Annotated in this window: 12 protein-coding genes; 5 read left to right on the forward strand and 7 right to left on the reverse strand. The window is 73.1% G+C overall.

All coding sequences use genetic code 11. The features are described 5' to 3' along the window. Window positions 1-100: 100 nt before the first annotated feature. Entirely contained in the window at window positions 101-664 is a 564-nt protein-coding gene (locus ACFP3V_RS16445) for a potassium channel family protein (RefSeq protein WP_380584016.1), read from the forward strand. 84 nt (window positions 665-748) lie between these two features. Continuing rightward, the gene (locus ACFP3V_RS16450; RefSeq protein WP_380584018.1) at window positions 749-1225 is read left to right on the forward strand and encodes a PaaI family thioesterase; all 477 of its coding nucleotides are present in this window, start codon (window positions 749-751) and stop codon (window positions 1223-1225) included. 7 nt (window positions 1226-1232) lie between these two features. Here the strand turns inward: ACFP3V_RS16450 and ACFP3V_RS16455 are convergent, their stop codons facing one another. The 3 genes from ACFP3V_RS16455 to ACFP3V_RS16465 all read right to left on the reverse strand — a co-directional run bounded on the left by ACFP3V_RS16455 (window position 1233) and on the right by ACFP3V_RS16465 (window position 6034). Beyond that, window positions 1233-2171, reverse strand: a complete 939-nt coding sequence (locus ACFP3V_RS16455) for an aldo/keto reductase (protein WP_380584020.1) — start codon at window positions 2169-2171, stop codon at window positions 1233-1235. Window positions 2172-2254: 83 nt separating this feature from the next. Next, window positions 2255-3415 carry a thiolase family protein gene (locus tag ACFP3V_RS16460; RefSeq protein ID WP_380584022.1) on the reverse strand — a complete coding sequence of 387 codons (1161 nt, stop codon included), beginning with the start codon at window positions 3413-3415 and terminating at the stop codon, window positions 2255-2257. Window positions 3416-3562: 147 nt separating this feature from the next. Then, window positions 3563-6034, reverse strand: coding sequence for a lamin tail domain-containing protein (locus ACFP3V_RS16465; protein WP_380584024.1), 2472 nt, complete (start codon window positions 6032-6034; stop codon window positions 3563-3565). A gap of 184 nt (window positions 6035-6218) precedes the next feature. Here ACFP3V_RS16465 and ACFP3V_RS16470 point away from each other — a divergent pair, with 184 nt between their 5' ends. Both ACFP3V_RS16470 and ACFP3V_RS16475 read left to right on the forward strand, forming a co-directional pair. After that, the gene (locus ACFP3V_RS16470; RefSeq protein ID WP_380584026.1) at window positions 6219-7100 is read left to right on the forward strand and encodes a sigma-70 family RNA polymerase sigma factor; all 882 of its coding nucleotides are present in this window, start codon (window positions 6219-6221) and stop codon (window positions 7098-7100) included. A 199-nt stretch (window positions 7101-7299) separates the two neighbouring features. Further along, the gene (locus ACFP3V_RS16475) at window positions 7300-8100 is read left to right on the forward strand and encodes a putative protein N(5)-glutamine methyltransferase (RefSeq protein WP_380584028.1); all 801 of its coding nucleotides are present in this window, start codon (window positions 7300-7302) and stop codon (window positions 8098-8100) included. On the opposite strand, the gene ACFP3V_RS16480 is transcribed toward ACFP3V_RS16475, so the two are convergent. After that, entirely contained in the window at window positions 8046-8546 is a 501-nt protein-coding gene (locus ACFP3V_RS16480; RefSeq protein ID WP_380584030.1) for a DUF3291 domain-containing protein, read from the reverse strand. The genes ACFP3V_RS16475 and ACFP3V_RS16480 overlap by 55 nt on opposite strands. Window positions 8547-8835: 289 nt before the next feature. On the opposite strand from ACFP3V_RS16480, the gene ACFP3V_RS16485 reads away from it, so the two are divergent. Beyond that, the gene (locus ACFP3V_RS16485; RefSeq protein ID WP_380584032.1) at window positions 8836-9600 is read left to right on the forward strand and encodes an alpha/beta hydrolase family protein; all 765 of its coding nucleotides are present in this window, start codon (window positions 8836-8838) and stop codon (window positions 9598-9600) included. Window positions 9601-9708: 108 nt separating this feature from the next. Here the strand turns inward: ACFP3V_RS16485 and ACFP3V_RS16490 are convergent, their stop codons facing one another. From ACFP3V_RS16490 to ACFP3V_RS16500, 3 genes are all read right to left on the reverse strand, one after another. Further along, window positions 9709-10095, reverse strand: a complete 387-nt coding sequence (locus ACFP3V_RS16490; RefSeq protein ID WP_380584034.1) for a VOC family protein — start codon at window positions 10093-10095, stop codon at window positions 9709-9711. Next, the gene (locus ACFP3V_RS16495; RefSeq protein WP_380584036.1) at window positions 10092-10391 is read right to left on the reverse strand and encodes an ArsR/SmtB family transcription factor; all 300 of its coding nucleotides are present in this window, start codon (window positions 10389-10391) and stop codon (window positions 10092-10094) included. The genes ACFP3V_RS16490 and ACFP3V_RS16495 overlap by 4 nt, the downstream gene beginning before the upstream one ends. 1290 nt (window positions 10392-11681) lie before the next feature. Continuing rightward, window positions 11682-13556 carry an acyl-CoA dehydrogenase gene (locus tag ACFP3V_RS16500; protein WP_380584038.1) on the reverse strand — a complete coding sequence of 625 codons (1875 nt, stop codon included), beginning with the start codon at window positions 13554-13556 and terminating at the stop codon, window positions 11682-11684. Between the last annotated feature and the right edge of the window lie 61 nt (window positions 13557-13617).

A 13617-nucleotide genomic window follows, 5' to 3' on the forward strand; every position in this document is an offset into this window, starting at 1 on the left:
CCCGGTCATGTCCCGCCGCCCCGTCCGGGCGCGCCCCGGCGGCGGTGCGGGCGGGGCGCGGTTAGCGTGCCCGGGAGGACGGTCGAACCGAGGAGGACCTATGCGGCGGTGGAGGTCGGCGCATCGGTCCGCCGCGTCGGCGCTCGCTCTCACCGTCGTCGAGTGCCTGCTGGTCGCCGCCCTGATGCTGGGGGCCTACGCCCTCCTCCCGTCGGAGGGTGAGACGAGCACCGCGCGGCTGGTGCTGCGACTGGTCCTCGCGCTGCTGGTGGTCGGCGTGGTGATGGCGGGTCAGGTCCGGTCCGTCCTGCGCTCGGAGCGCCCGCTGCTGCGGGTGCTGCGCGCGCTGACCACGGTCTTCTGCCTCTACCTGCTCGTGTTCGCCTCGGTCTACGCCGCCGTCGCGCACGGCCACGCCGGGTCCTTCACGCAGCCGCTGTCGCACGTGGACGCGCTCTACTTCACCGTCACCGTCTTCGCCACGGTCGGCTTCGGGGACATCGCGCCGGTCACCGAGTCGGCCCGGGTCCTGGTCACCCTGCAGATGGTGCTGAACCTGGTGCTGCTCGGCGCGGGCCTGCGGCTGCTGACCGGCGCCGCGCGCATGCGGCTCAAGTCGCGGAACCAGCAGCAGGGCGGACCGGACCCCGGCGACTCCGCGTGATCCTCCTCATGCCGGCACCCCCTGCCGCGCGCGGTCGAACGATCGTTAAGCTGTCGGGGGTCCCGTTCGTGAGGAGAGAAGGCAGTGGACATCGCACTCTGGGGCAGCGTCTCGGGCGTCGAGCGCGTGGAGGCCCTCCGCGCCGAGCTGGCGGACGACCCGCCCGCGCCCTACGGCCTGCTCGGGCTGCGGCTCACCCGGGTCGAGAAGGGCGCCGTCGAGTTCTCCTTCACGCCCGGCCCCGGCGTCCTCAACCGGGCCGACGTGGTGCACGGCGGCTTCGTCGCCACCGCCCTGGACGAGGCCTGCGGCATCACTGCCCTCACCATGAGCGACCCGGCCACGCCGTTCCTGACGATGAGTCTGAACATCGAGTACCTGCGGCCGCTGCTCGCCGGGCGGACCTACACCGTCACCGGAACCGTGGTGCACAGCGGCCGGGTGCGCACGCTGACCCGGGCCGAGATCAGCGACGAGGTGGGCCGCCTGTGCGCGACGGCGACCTCGGCGCTGACCCCGAACCGCAAGGTCCTGGAGGCCCTGGACCGGTCCGCGGACTGACTCCCGGTCAGGGCAGCAGCCGGCCCCGGGCGGCGACCCAGAGCTGGTACCACTCCTCGTGGGTCAGCGCCGGCTCCTCGGCGGCGGCGTCACGGCAGGCGCGGATCCGCTCCGGGCGGCTGGTGCCGATCACCGGGACGATGCCGGCGGGGTGGCGCTGCAGCCACCACAGCAGGACGGTCTCCGCGGTGGTCCCATGACGCTCCGCCAGCTGCGCCACCAGGGCAGCCGCGGCCCGGTCGGCCTCGGTCTCCGGGCTGCCGGTGAAGCGCCCCTTCGCCAGCGGGCCCCAGGCCTGCAACTGGACGCCGTGCTCCGTGCAGTACTCCACCGTGCCGACGGGGAAGCCGAGTTCGGCCCCGGCGACGGTGTTGACCAGCACCTCGGACTCCAGCCAGTCCCGCCGGTGCAGGCTCATCTCCAGCTGGTTCGCCATCAGCGGCAGCTCCAACGGCCGCTGCAGCCGGGCGATCTGGGGCGCGCTCATGTTGGAGACGCCGAACTGCCGCACCAGCCCCTGCCGGTGCAGCGAGGTGAGCGCCTCGGCGACGTCCTCCGGGTCCGCGAGCGGGTCCGGCCGGTGCAGCAGCAGGGTGTCCAGATGGTCGGTGCGCAGCCGGGTGAGGCTCTCCTCCACCCGCTGCACGATGCTGCTGCCGCGCAGGTCGTACCAGCCGATCCGGCCGTCCTCGGGCAGCCGGATGCCGCACTTCGTCTGCAGCGTGATCCTCCCGCGCAGCCCGGGGTCCCGGTCCAGCAGTTCCCCGAAGACGGCCTCGGCCTTGCCGTGCCGGTAGATGTCCGCGTGGTCGAAGGCAGTGATGCCCGCCTCGAGCGCCGCCTCGACCGCCTGCTGCGCGTGGTCCACGTCGGCCGCGGTCCAGGGCTCGCGGTCCCAGCTCCCGCCCAAGCCCATGCAGCCGTAGATGACCCGGCTCTCCGCCATGTCCGAACCGTCCGTTCCATGACCCCCGTTGACACCGCCCCTCAGCGGCCCCGGGTCACCCTAACGGGCGCGGGCACCGAGCGTCAGAGCAGTTCCAGGACGGTCGCGTTCGCCATCCCGCCGCCCTCGCACATGGCCTGGAGGCCGTAGCGGATGCCCTGGTCCCGCATGTGGTGGACCAGCGTCGTCATCAGCCGGGCGCCGGAACCGCCCAGCGGGTGGCCGAGCGCGATGGCGCCGCCGTTGGGGTTGAGCCTGGCGTAGTCGGCGCCGGTGGCCCGCTGCCAGCCGAGGGAGACCGAGGCGAAGGCCTCGTTGACCTCGAACGCGCCGATGTCGTCGAGGGTGAGCCCGGCCCGCTTGAGCACCTTCTCCGTCGCCGGGATCGGGCCCTTGAGCATGGTGACCGGGTCGGCCCCGACCACCGTCCCGGTGTGGAAGCGGGCGATCGGCGTCCAGCCCTGGGCGGCGGCGATCTCGCTGGTGGTCACCAGCAGGGCGGCCGCGCCGTCGGAGATCTGCGAGGCGTTGCCCGCGGAGATGACCCCGTTCTCCTTGAACGGCGTCTTCAGCTGGCCGAGTTGGTCCAGGGTGGTGCCGCGGCGGACGCCCTCGTCGGTGTCGAAGACACTGCCGTCGGCGAGGGTGACCGGGGTGATCTGGCCCTTGAACCGGCCTTCGTCGATCGCCCGCGCGGCGCGCTCGTGCGAGTCGAGGGCGTGCTGGTCCAACTCGGCGCGGGAGAAGCCGAACTCCTCGGCGATCAGCTCGGCTCCCACGCCCTGGTTGAAGGCGAAGCCCTCGTAGCGCTCGGCCACCAGCGGACCGTAGGGCGCGCCGTAGTCGCCACCGGCGAAGCTGGAGCCGAGGGGCACCCTGCTCATCGACTCCACGCCGCCCGCGACGGCGATGTCGTACTGCCCGGCGATGACGCCGGCGGCGGCCTGGTGCACGGCCTGCTGGCTCGAGCCGCACTGCCGGTCGACGGTCAGCCCGGGCACGTGCTCGGGCCATCCGGCGGCCAGGACGGCGTAGCGGCCGATGCAGGCGGTCTGCTCGCCGATCTGCGAGACGCAGCCCCAGACCACGTCGTCCACCAGTGCCGGGTCCAGACCGGTGCGCGCGGCAAGGGCGTTGAGAACGTGCGCGGACAGGTCCGCCGGGTGGATCCCGGACAGCGCCCCGCCCGGCTTGCCCTTGCCGACCGCCGTACGGACGGCGTCCACGATCACCGCGTCGCGCATCTTCCCGCTCCCTCGCCGGGCCGGCAGGCCGGCTCCACTGCTCCGCTGAACGGTCGAAAAGTTACGCCCGGGTAAGCCGCGTGTCCAGCAAGCCCCCTGCCCGGCCCCGGCGGGCACGGCCGGATGGCCGCGCCCGCCGGCGGTCCGTCACGGACGGAACTGCACGACCTGCGGGTCGTGGTCGCTGGCCTGGTCGGAGTACTCGGAGTTCACGTGGACCACCTGGTAGCGGTAGTCCTCGATGCCCGGGCTGACCAGGATGTGGTCCAGCACCTGCGAGATGCCGTCGTAGACGTAGGTGTAGCGCTGGTCCACGGGGAGCGTGGTGATCAGATCCGTCAGGATCCGCGGACCGCTGCCGTCGGCGGTGCCGGTGGTGAGCGAGGCGAGCGCGGGGCTGAACTGGTAGTCGTTCAGGTCGCCGACCACGACCACGTTCGCCTTCTTGTCGGCGGCCAGCAGCTTCTGCACGAAGTCGTGCTCGACCTGCGCCTGGCCCGAACGCTGCACGGTGGACGTCTGGTCGGGGAACTGGAAGCGCCCGAACTGGTTCTGGTCGCCGCCCTTGGAGTTGAAGTGGTCGGCGATGACGAAGACCTGCTGGCCGCGGAACTCGAACTCGCCGACCAGCGGCTTGCGGCTGGAGTTCCACACCGGGTTGGCCGGATCGATGCGTCCGGGCGACAGCGTGACCTGGGCCTCGCCGTGCTCCTTCACCACCTGGGTGGCGGTGGTGGACCGGTCCACGCCCGCGTCGCCGCGGTCCACGAAGGACACCCGGGCCGGGTTGAACAGGAAGACGGTGCGGATGTTGCCACCGGGCTGGCCGCCGTCCCGGTCGTTGACCGGGTCGATCTCGCGGTACTGGTAGGCGGGGCCGCCCGCGGCCTGGATGGCGGCGGTCAGCTTGGCCAGGGTCTGGTCGGCGGCGACGGTGCCGTCGTCGGTCGCGCCGGAGTTGTCCTGGATCTCCTCCACCGCGATGACGTCGGGCGAGGCCAGGTTGGTGACCACGCCGGCCGCGAGCCGGGCGTACTTGGCGTCCGGGTCGGAGGGCGCCAGGTTCTCCACGTTGTAGGTGGCCACCGACAGTTCCTTGGCCGAACCCGGCTGCGCCGCGACCGGCGCGAGGTGGTGGTGGACCACGGTGCCGAGGGTCGAGGCGGCGACCAGGTAGCCGCCGTACATGGAGTAGTCGAGCGGTCCGACGGTGGCGCCCTGGAACTCGTCGCCGACGTCCACACCCGGGTTGGCGCCGTTCGCGGGGACGACCTCGAGCAGGCCGGAGGGCACCTGGTTCTCGCCCAGCAGCTGGGTACCGCCGCGGTAGGTCACGGCCTGGTCCGGACGGACCGTCACATACTGCTCGCCGTACTTGTCGGAGGGCCCGACCACCCGGGCGTCGTCCACCTCGACCCGCATGCCCTCGATGGACTCGTAGAAGTCCAGCGTGGAGCGGCTCGGCGTGACCGGGGTGGACTCGATGTTGCCGCCGCCGAGGTCCGGCGCGTAGTCGGCGGGCACGTCGGCGGCGCTCAGCACGATCGGCGCGGGCAGGGCGTTGCCGTTGCTCAGCACCGTGGTGGTCGCGCTGCCCAGCTCGGTCACCGACAGGTTGGAGGTGGTGCTCGCGCTCTCGCCGGAGCCGAGCGGGTAGTAGTCGCTCACCTTGCCGGAGACCAGCACCGAGTCGCCGACGGCGACGGTCGGCGCGGAGCCGGTGTAGACGAACAGGCCCTCGGAGGTGGCGGGGTTGTCGTCGGGGTTCGGGTCCTGGATCCAGAACCCCTTGGTGCCGCTGGTGCGCAGCGCGGTGACGACGCCGGGCACGTTGCTGACGGTCTTTCCGCTCTGCGGGGAGACCCAGCCGCTGCCCTGGATGTCGTGGATGCGCAGCGGTCCGGAGGTCGGCGCGGGGCTGTCGCTGGGCGAGGCCGACGGCGAGGCGGTCGCGCTGCTGCTCGGCGAGGGACTGCCGCTGCCCCCGGGGCCGGCGACGCCCGGGGTGGGCGCGCCTGCGGTGAAGTCGGCCCCGTTCTGGTCGGTGTCGGCGTTGTCCGCGCCCCGCGCGACCGAGGTGGTGTTGCTCGCGGCGGGCGCGTCGGCGCCGCCCTCGTGGATGACGGCGGTGCCGTAGCCGACCAGGTCGTGGACCGTGGCGTCGGCGGCGCAGTCGGCGGCGGTCCTGCACGTCAGCAGGGTGGTCGAACTGACCAGCGCCACCGTGCCGTTGGTGCCGCTCAGGTTGATGGCGCCGGTGGCCTGCGGGGTCGGCAGGTCTGCCGTGCCGCCGGTCCCGGCGGCCTCGGCGACGAGGTAGGTCCCGCCGGGGGCGAGGGTGCCGCTGAGCGGCGTGGACTGCCACACCGTGCCCGCGCCCGGCGTGGCGGAGATGTACTGGACGCTCCAGCCGTCCAGGACCACCGGCGCCGAGCCGTTGTTGTGCAGCTCGATGAAGTCGTTCTTCAACGTGGCCCCGGAGTTGCCGCCGCCCCCGTAGACCTCGCTGATCACCACGTCCGCAGATCCCGCCGCCTGCGCGTTCGGCACGGCGGCGATCGCGGCGATGACGACCGCTACCGCGCCGACTGCCATCGACGCGCGTAGATTTCTGGACATGCCCCTCCTCGGTTCAACTGAGCCCGTGTCAGGAGGCATCATGCGCAGCAGAGATGAACTCCATGCAACCGAAACCCGGTTTTTCGTCTGAACCCATGGCTCCCGCACCGCTCCGCCTGCCGTGTCACGTCCGACCCCTCCCGTCCGTCATGGTGGTGACGGACCGTCGGACGGAAGGCGAGCGATGAGCGGGAACGACGACCTGGCCGGGCTCTTCGAGCAGCAGCGGCCCCGCCTGCGGGCGGTCGCCTACCGGATGCTGGGCTCGCTCAGCGAGGCCGAGGACGCCGTCCAGGAGTCCTGGCTGCGCCTCAGCCGCTCCGACGCGGCCCGTATCGACAACCTCTCCGGCTGGCTGACCACGGTCGTCGGCCGGGTCGCGCTGGACATGCTGCGGTCCCGCGCCTCCCGGCGGGAGGACCCGCTCGACGCCCACCTGCCCGACCCGCTGGTCGGCCGGCTCGACGAGCCCGCCGACCCGGAGCAGGAGGCCCTGATCGCCGACTCCGTCGGCCTGGCCCTGCTGGTCGTCCTGGACACCCTCGCCCCCACCGAGCGGCTGGCGTTCATCCTGCACGACATGTTCGGCGTGCCCTTCGAGGAGATCGCCCGCGTCGTGGACCGCACCCCGGCCGCGGCGCGCCAGCTCGCCAGCCGGGCCCGTCGGCGGGTCCAGGGCACCGCGCCCGTCCCCGAGCGCGACCTCGCCCGCCAGCGGGCGGTCGTCGAGGCCTTCCTGGCGGCGGCCCGCGACGGGGACTTCGACGCGCTGCTGGCCCTGCTCGACCCGGACGTGGTGCTGCGCGCGGACACCGGCGAACTGCGCGAGGTCCGGGGCGCGGCGGCGGTCCTCGGCCAGATCACCGGCTACCGCCGGTTCGCCGACTCCGGCCGCCTGGCCCTGGTGAACGGCGCGGCCGGACTGGTCACCCTGCCCGAACTGCCGTCCGGACGCCCGATGTCCGTCATGGGCCTGACCGTGGCGGAGGGACGCATCGTCGCCATCGACATCCTGGCCGATCCCGCCCGGCTGGCCGGTCTCGACCTCGCCTTCCTGGACCGCTGACCAGCCGTCAGCGCCCACGGTGCGCTAGGGTTGCGGTCCCGGCCCCGATGCGGCGCCGGCCCACGACGCGCAGGGAGGTGAGTCCGATCAACGCACCGCAGGTCGGGACCTCCCGCCCGCGCCGCCCGCACGGGCGGTGACTCCGGAGGTCCCGAGTCGAGGACTTCCGAAAGGCACTCCGCCACCCATGCAGTCGTCCATGCACACCGACCGACTCCTGCCCTCCGTCGTCTCCCGGCTGCGCGCCGCCGGCTGCGTCTTCGCCGAGGACGAGGCGCGGTTGCTCACCGCCGCCGCCCGGACCCCGGACGAGCTCGACGCGCTGGTCTCCCGCCGCAGTTCCGGCGTCCCGCTCGAACTGGTGCTGGGCTGGGCCGAGTTCTGCGGTCTGCGGATCACCGTCGAACCCGGTGTCTTCGTCCCGCGCCGCCGCAGCGAGTTCCTCGCCGAGCAGGCGGCGGCGCTGTGCCCGCCCGGCGGCACCGTGGTCGACCTGTGCTGCGGCAGCGGCGCCCTCGGCGCGGCGGTCGCCGCCCGGGCTCCGGGCGTCACCCTGCACGCCGCCGACCTCGATCCCGTCGCCGTCGCCTGCGCCCGGCGCAACCTCGCCCGCTGCGGGGGCCTGGTCCACCACGGCGACCTCTTCGCCGCGCTGCCGGCCGAACTGCGCGGCCGCGTCGACGTGTTGATTGCCAACGTGCCCTACGTGCCCAGCGCGGACGTGCCCCTGCTGCCGCCCGAGGCCCGCGAGCACGAGCCGCTGCTCGCCCTGGACGGCGGCTCCGACGGCCTCGCCGTGCTGCGCCGGGTCGCCGCCGCGGCCGCCGCGTGGCTGGCTCCCGGTGGCCACCTGCTCAGCGAGACCGGAGAGCACCAGGCCGAGGCCGCCCGCGCGGCCTTCGCCTCCGGCGGCCTCTCCGCGTCCCTGGCCCGCGACCCGGAGCGCTACGCCACCCTCGTGCTCGGCTCGGCTGCGGCCTCCGGTCGGGCGAAGACCTGACGCAGCGTGAACGCGTGGGCCGTCGGCCCGTGGGCGCGGAGGTGCAGCAGCCGCTCCTCCGCGTCCGCGACCGTCGGCACCGTCCCCGCCGGGACCCACCACAGCGCGGTCACGGCCTCGTCCAACCGCTCGAAGAACTCCCGCCTGCGCGCCAGGAGTTCACGGTGCAGCCCGGCGTACATGAACGCCTTCAGCGCCTCCGGGTCACGCCAGACGGACAGGTTGACCAGCATCCACTCGTCCCCGAGCACCCTCAGGTCCGTCGCGTCGGCTCCCTCCGCGCCGATCAGCCGCCAGACGAACCCGTCCGCGGCGTCGGCCGCGGCGTTGACCGGCTCCAACCCGTCCACGAACGCCTTGAGCTGCGGCGAGTCCAACGGCGCCAGCAACCGCGCCACGTTCACCTGCGCCAGCTGGAAGCGCCCTGCCCCGGCCGTGTCCGTCATCCGTCCACCCCTCCCGTGCGGGGCCGCACCCCTGCGGACCCTCCCTCCAGGAAGCGACCGGCGCGGCCCGGGAGTTCCCGGTCTCCCCATCGGCGGAAAGGAGTTGGGCCGGTCCCCCTCGTCCTGCTAGCTTCTTCCCGACCGTGAGAACGACCGAGGAGGTGAGACCCATGAAGGCGGTATCGACGTGGGTGCTCCCACTCCCCAGCACGGTCGGGCGGCTGACGTAGGTGTCGCCGGGAGCGCCCCGCCAACAGGCACCAGGCACTCCCGAAAGAGGCAACAACCTATGCATTCAATCCAGTTCACCGCCCAGTCCGCCGCGAACGGCATCGTGGAGCGGGACTTCACCGTGGGCGACGTCCCCGGTCTCCTGTGGTCGCCCGCGACCGGGGCAGCGCGTGCGCCCCTGGTCCTGCTGGGACACGGCGGCGGGACCCACAAGCGCTGGCCCGCGATGACCGGGCGCGCCCACCTCCTCGTCACGCACTGCGGCTTCCACGTCGCCTGCATCGACGCGCCCGGGCACGGCGACCGGCCGCGCACGGCGTACGACGAGCAGGAGGTCGCCGAGCTGTACCGGGCGCGGGCCGCCGGCGAGCCGGAAGGCCCGATCGTGGTCCGCTACAACGCCGACCTCGCCGAGCGGTCCCTGCCCGAGTGGCGGGCGACCCTGGACGCGCTCCAGGCGCTTCCGGAGATCGGCGGCGAGGGCCCCGTCGGCTTCTGGGGCATCAACATGGGCACGGCGATCGGCGTTCCCTTCGTCGCGTCCGAGCCCAGGATCACCGCCGCCGTCTTCGGTCAGCACTGGCCCGACGCCCTGGCCGCGAAGGCGAAGGAGATCACGATCCCGATCGAGTTCGACCTCCAGTGGGACGACGAGCACATCCCGCGCGAGGCGGGCCTCGCCCTGTTCGACGCCTTCGCGTCGAAGGAGAAGTCCCTGCACGTCAACTCCGGCCGCCACAAGGAGCTTCCGCGCTTCGAGGCGGACAGCGCGGTCCGCTTCTTCGCCCGCCACCTCGGCGCGGCGGTCCCTGCGTCGGCCTGACGCCGACTTGAGGTCCGCCCGGCGTCGGCCTGATGTCGGCCTGACGTCGGCCTGACGTCGGCCTGACGTCGGCCGCCCCGGCCCGCGGCCGGGCGGCCCGCCGGGCGGCTACCGGTACTGGGCGATCTGGATCAGGTTGCCGCAGGTGTCGTCCAGCACGGCGGTGACGACCGGGCCCATGTCCGTCGGCTCCTGCGTGAACGTCACCCCGAGCGCGCGCAGGCGCGCGTACTCGGCCCGCACGTCGTCCACCGCGAAGGAGGTGGCCGGGATGCCGTCCTCGGCGAGGGCCGCCACGTACGGCTTCACCGCGGGGTGCGCGTCGGGCTCCAGCACCAGCTGGGTCCCGTCGGGCGCCTCGGGCGAGACCACGGTCAACCACCGGTGCTCGCCCAGCGGCACGTCCGCCTTCTTCTCGAAGCCGAGCACGTCCGTGTAGAAGCGCAGGGCCTTCTCCTGGTCGTCCACGAAGACGCTGGACAGGTTGATCCTCATGAGCCGCCCTCCGGTGGTGTCGTCGGCCTGAGCCATCGGGTGACGACGCGCTCAAGCGGTGCAGAGTCGAAGTCGTGGAACTTGTACCGGCCCTCACGCCGGGTGCGGACCAGCCCGGCCCCCTCCAGGACGGCGAGGTGCTGACTGATCGCCTGCCGGGACATCCCCAGCCCGTGCCTGTTCGTCAGCCGCGCGCATATCTCGAAGAGCGACTGCCCGTCCCGCTCGGCCAACTCGTCGAGGATGAGCCGCCGGGTAGGATCGGCCAACGCCTTGAAGACCTCGTCGTCCGCCACGGCTTCACCATAGGCAAGCGGTTACTTGCCTGACAAGCGGAGGCCCGGCGGTCGGCGATGGTGGGGTGCCGGGCATTTGGCGCATCGGGGGTGCAACGGCATTCGCGGAGGGGCGAGTTGCTCGCCGTGCTGCTCGCTCACGCTCGCAAAGACGAGCAGGCTACGGGAGGGGGTGGCGCTCGGGCCTCCCGTCCGGCGGTGAGCGGGGTTGCTCCGGGCCGGCCGCCCGGCGCGGGCGCTGATGCGAGTGCCCGGCCCTCCGGGAGGTCGAAGCGGCCCGGGCGCCGACGCAGGCCGGGGCGTCACGCCATCGCAGCGGGTGTGGCGGGTTGACGGGAGTCGGCCCTCAACCATCGCTGAACCGCCAACCACCCCCCGACACCGGCCCGCCTCCGCCCCCGCCGACCGCCCCGGGCGGCCCCGGCAAGCCCGACGAACCGAGCCCCATCACCAAGGCGTGGCGGGTTGAAGAGAATCAGCCCTCAACCATCGCTGAACCGCCAACCACCCCCCGACACCGGCCCGCCTCCGCCCCCGCCGACCGCCCCGGGCGGCCCCGGCAAGCCCGACGAACCGAGCCCCATCACCAAGGCGTGGCGGGTTGAAGAGAATCAGCCCTCAACCATCGCTGAACCGCCAACCACCCCCCGACACCGGCCCGCCTCCGCCCCCGCCGACCGCCCGGGGCGGGGTCGACCGGCTGGGCGGCACCCCCAGGTGTGGCGGGTTGACGGGGGGCGAGCCCCAACTGTCGCCAACCCGCCACCAGGGTGCGTCCTCCCAGCCCGGGGCCCAGCGACCGCCGGCGGTTCGGCCCGGCGCTCGGGACCGGACCGCTGGCCCACCCTCGCCGAGCAACGTTCTGCTCACCCACCGAGCCACCCGGACAGCTCGCCCCAGCCGTCCGCGCCGCTGCCCCCCGCGCCGCCCGCCCGGCGACGGCGGCAAACCCGCCGCCTCCCCTCCCCGTCGTTGCGTCTTTCCGCGAGCGGAGCGAGCTGCACGAACAGCGACCTCGCGCTACGGCGAAGGCCGTTGCAACGCCTCGCGCCGCGCACGGGCCACCGGCACCAGCAACCGCCCGAACCGCCCCGTCAGAACCACTCCGCCCGAGCCGCTCCGCCCGAGCCGCTCCGCCCGAACCGCCCCGTCAGAACCACTCCGCCCGAGCCGCTCCGCCCGAGCCGCTCCGCCCGAACCGCCCCGTCAGAACCACTCCGCCCGAGCCGCTCCGCCCGAACCACTCCCTCAGAACCACTCCGCCCGAACCACGGCCTCAGAACCGCTCCGTCAGAACCACTCCGCCCGCATGTCCAGCGTCGTCCGGTCCGCCGCCGCCAGCAGCGTCAACTGTGGGCCGACGCGGGGCAGTTCGTAGCGGAAGAAGTAGCGCATCGCCTGGCGCTTCCCCTCGTGGAAGGGGTCCTCCGAGGCTCCGCACGCGAGGCCCTGTTCGAGCCAGAGCCAGGCCACGCACACGTGGCCGAATGCCTCCAGGTACAGGGAGGCGTTCGCCAGGCGCTCCTCCACGTCCGCCGGACCGTGCAGGGCTCGCGTGACGGACTCGAGCTCCCCGAGCGCATCGAGCAACTGACCGGCGAAGACGCCGAGTTCCCCATCGCCACCACCCCCGTCCGCCCCCGCCCGCTGCGTCCCCGCCCGCTGCGCCTTCGCCCCCTCCGCCGTCGCCCGCTGCGCCGTCGCCCGAACCCGTGCCGTGAAGAGGTCGAAGGCCCCCGGGGCGGCGACCTTGCGCCCGAGCAGGTCCAGGCCCTGGATTCCGTGCGTCCCCTCGTGGATCGGGTTCAGCCGGTTGTCCCGGTAGTGCTGCTCCACGTCGTACTCGCGGGTGTATCCGTAGCCGCCGTGCACCTGGATGGCCAGGTCGTTGGCCGCGAGGCACCACTGGCTGGGCCAGCTCTTCGCCACCGGGGTGAGCAGGTCGAGCAGCAGGCTCGCCTCCCGCCGCGCCGACTCGGTCTCGGCCGTCCGCTGCTCGTCGACCAGGCGTGCGGCGAACAGCACCAGCGCCAACCCGCCCTCCACATAGGACTTCTGGGCCAGCAGCATGCGCCGCACGTCCGCGTGGGCGATCAGCGGGACCATCGGGCTGGACGGGTCGCGGCCGGCGAGCGGGCGGCCCTGCGTACGGACCCGGGCGTACTCCAGGGCCTTGAGATAGCCCGTGTACCCCAGGGCCACCGCGCCCGCCCCCACGCCGATCCGGGCCTCGTTCATCATGTGGAACATGTAGGCCAGCCCGTGGTGCTCCCGCCCCACCAGGTGGCCGACGGCGCCGTCGCCGCGCTCACCGAAGTTGAGCAGGCAGTTGGTCGTCCCCCGGTACCCCATCTTGTGGTTGAGCCCGGCCAGCGCCACGTCGTTCCGCGTGCCGTCCTCCAGCACCTTGGGGACGACGAACAGCGAGATGCCCTTCACCCCCGCCGGTCCGCCGGGGATCTTGGCGAGCACCAGGTGGACGATGTTCTCGCTCAGCTCGTGGTCGCCGCCCGAGATCCACATCTTGTTGCCGAAGAGGCGGTAGGTCCCGTCGGGCTGCGGCTCGGCCCGCGTGGTGATGTCGGCCAGGGACGAGCCGGCCTGGGGCTCACTCAGGCACATGGTGCCGTAGTACCGGCCCTCCAGCATCGGCTTGACCCACGTCTCCACCTGCTCCGGACTCCCGTGCGCCAGCAGTAGGTTGGCGTTGCCGACGGTCAGGAAGGGGTAGGCGGAGGTCCCCACGTTGGCCGCCTGGAACCAGGCGAAGCACGCCGAGGTGACCACCTGCGGCAGCTGCATCCCGCCGACCTCGGCGTCCATGGCCGCCGTGAGCAGGCCGGTCTGCGCGAAGGCGGTCAGCGCCTCCTTCACCTCCGGGTGCATCCGCACCCGGCCGTCCTCGAAGCGGGGCTCCTCTGCGTCGTTGCGCTTGTTGTGCGGGGCGAACTTCTCCGCGGCCACCTCGGCCGCGAGGTCCAGCACCGCGTCCACCGTCTCCCGGTCGTGCTCGGCGAAGCGCGGCCGCTCCAGCAGGGACGGGACGTCCAGCCACTCGTGGAGCAGGAAGTCGAGGTCGCGGCGCGACAGCAGCAGCGAGGGATCGCCCGGCGAGGACGAGGCTGCGGAGGACGACGAGGACGGTGCGGCGGCCCGGTTGGTCATGTGCCGCAGCCTTCGCCCCGGGGGCCGGGGTGTCAATGTGCACCAGGTCACAGGCGGTCGT

Origin of the sequence: Streptacidiphilus monticola (assembly GCF_042658505.1) — a bacterium.
GTDB lineage: Bacteria > Actinomycetota > Actinomycetes > Streptomycetales > Streptomycetaceae > Streptacidiphilus > Streptacidiphilus monticola.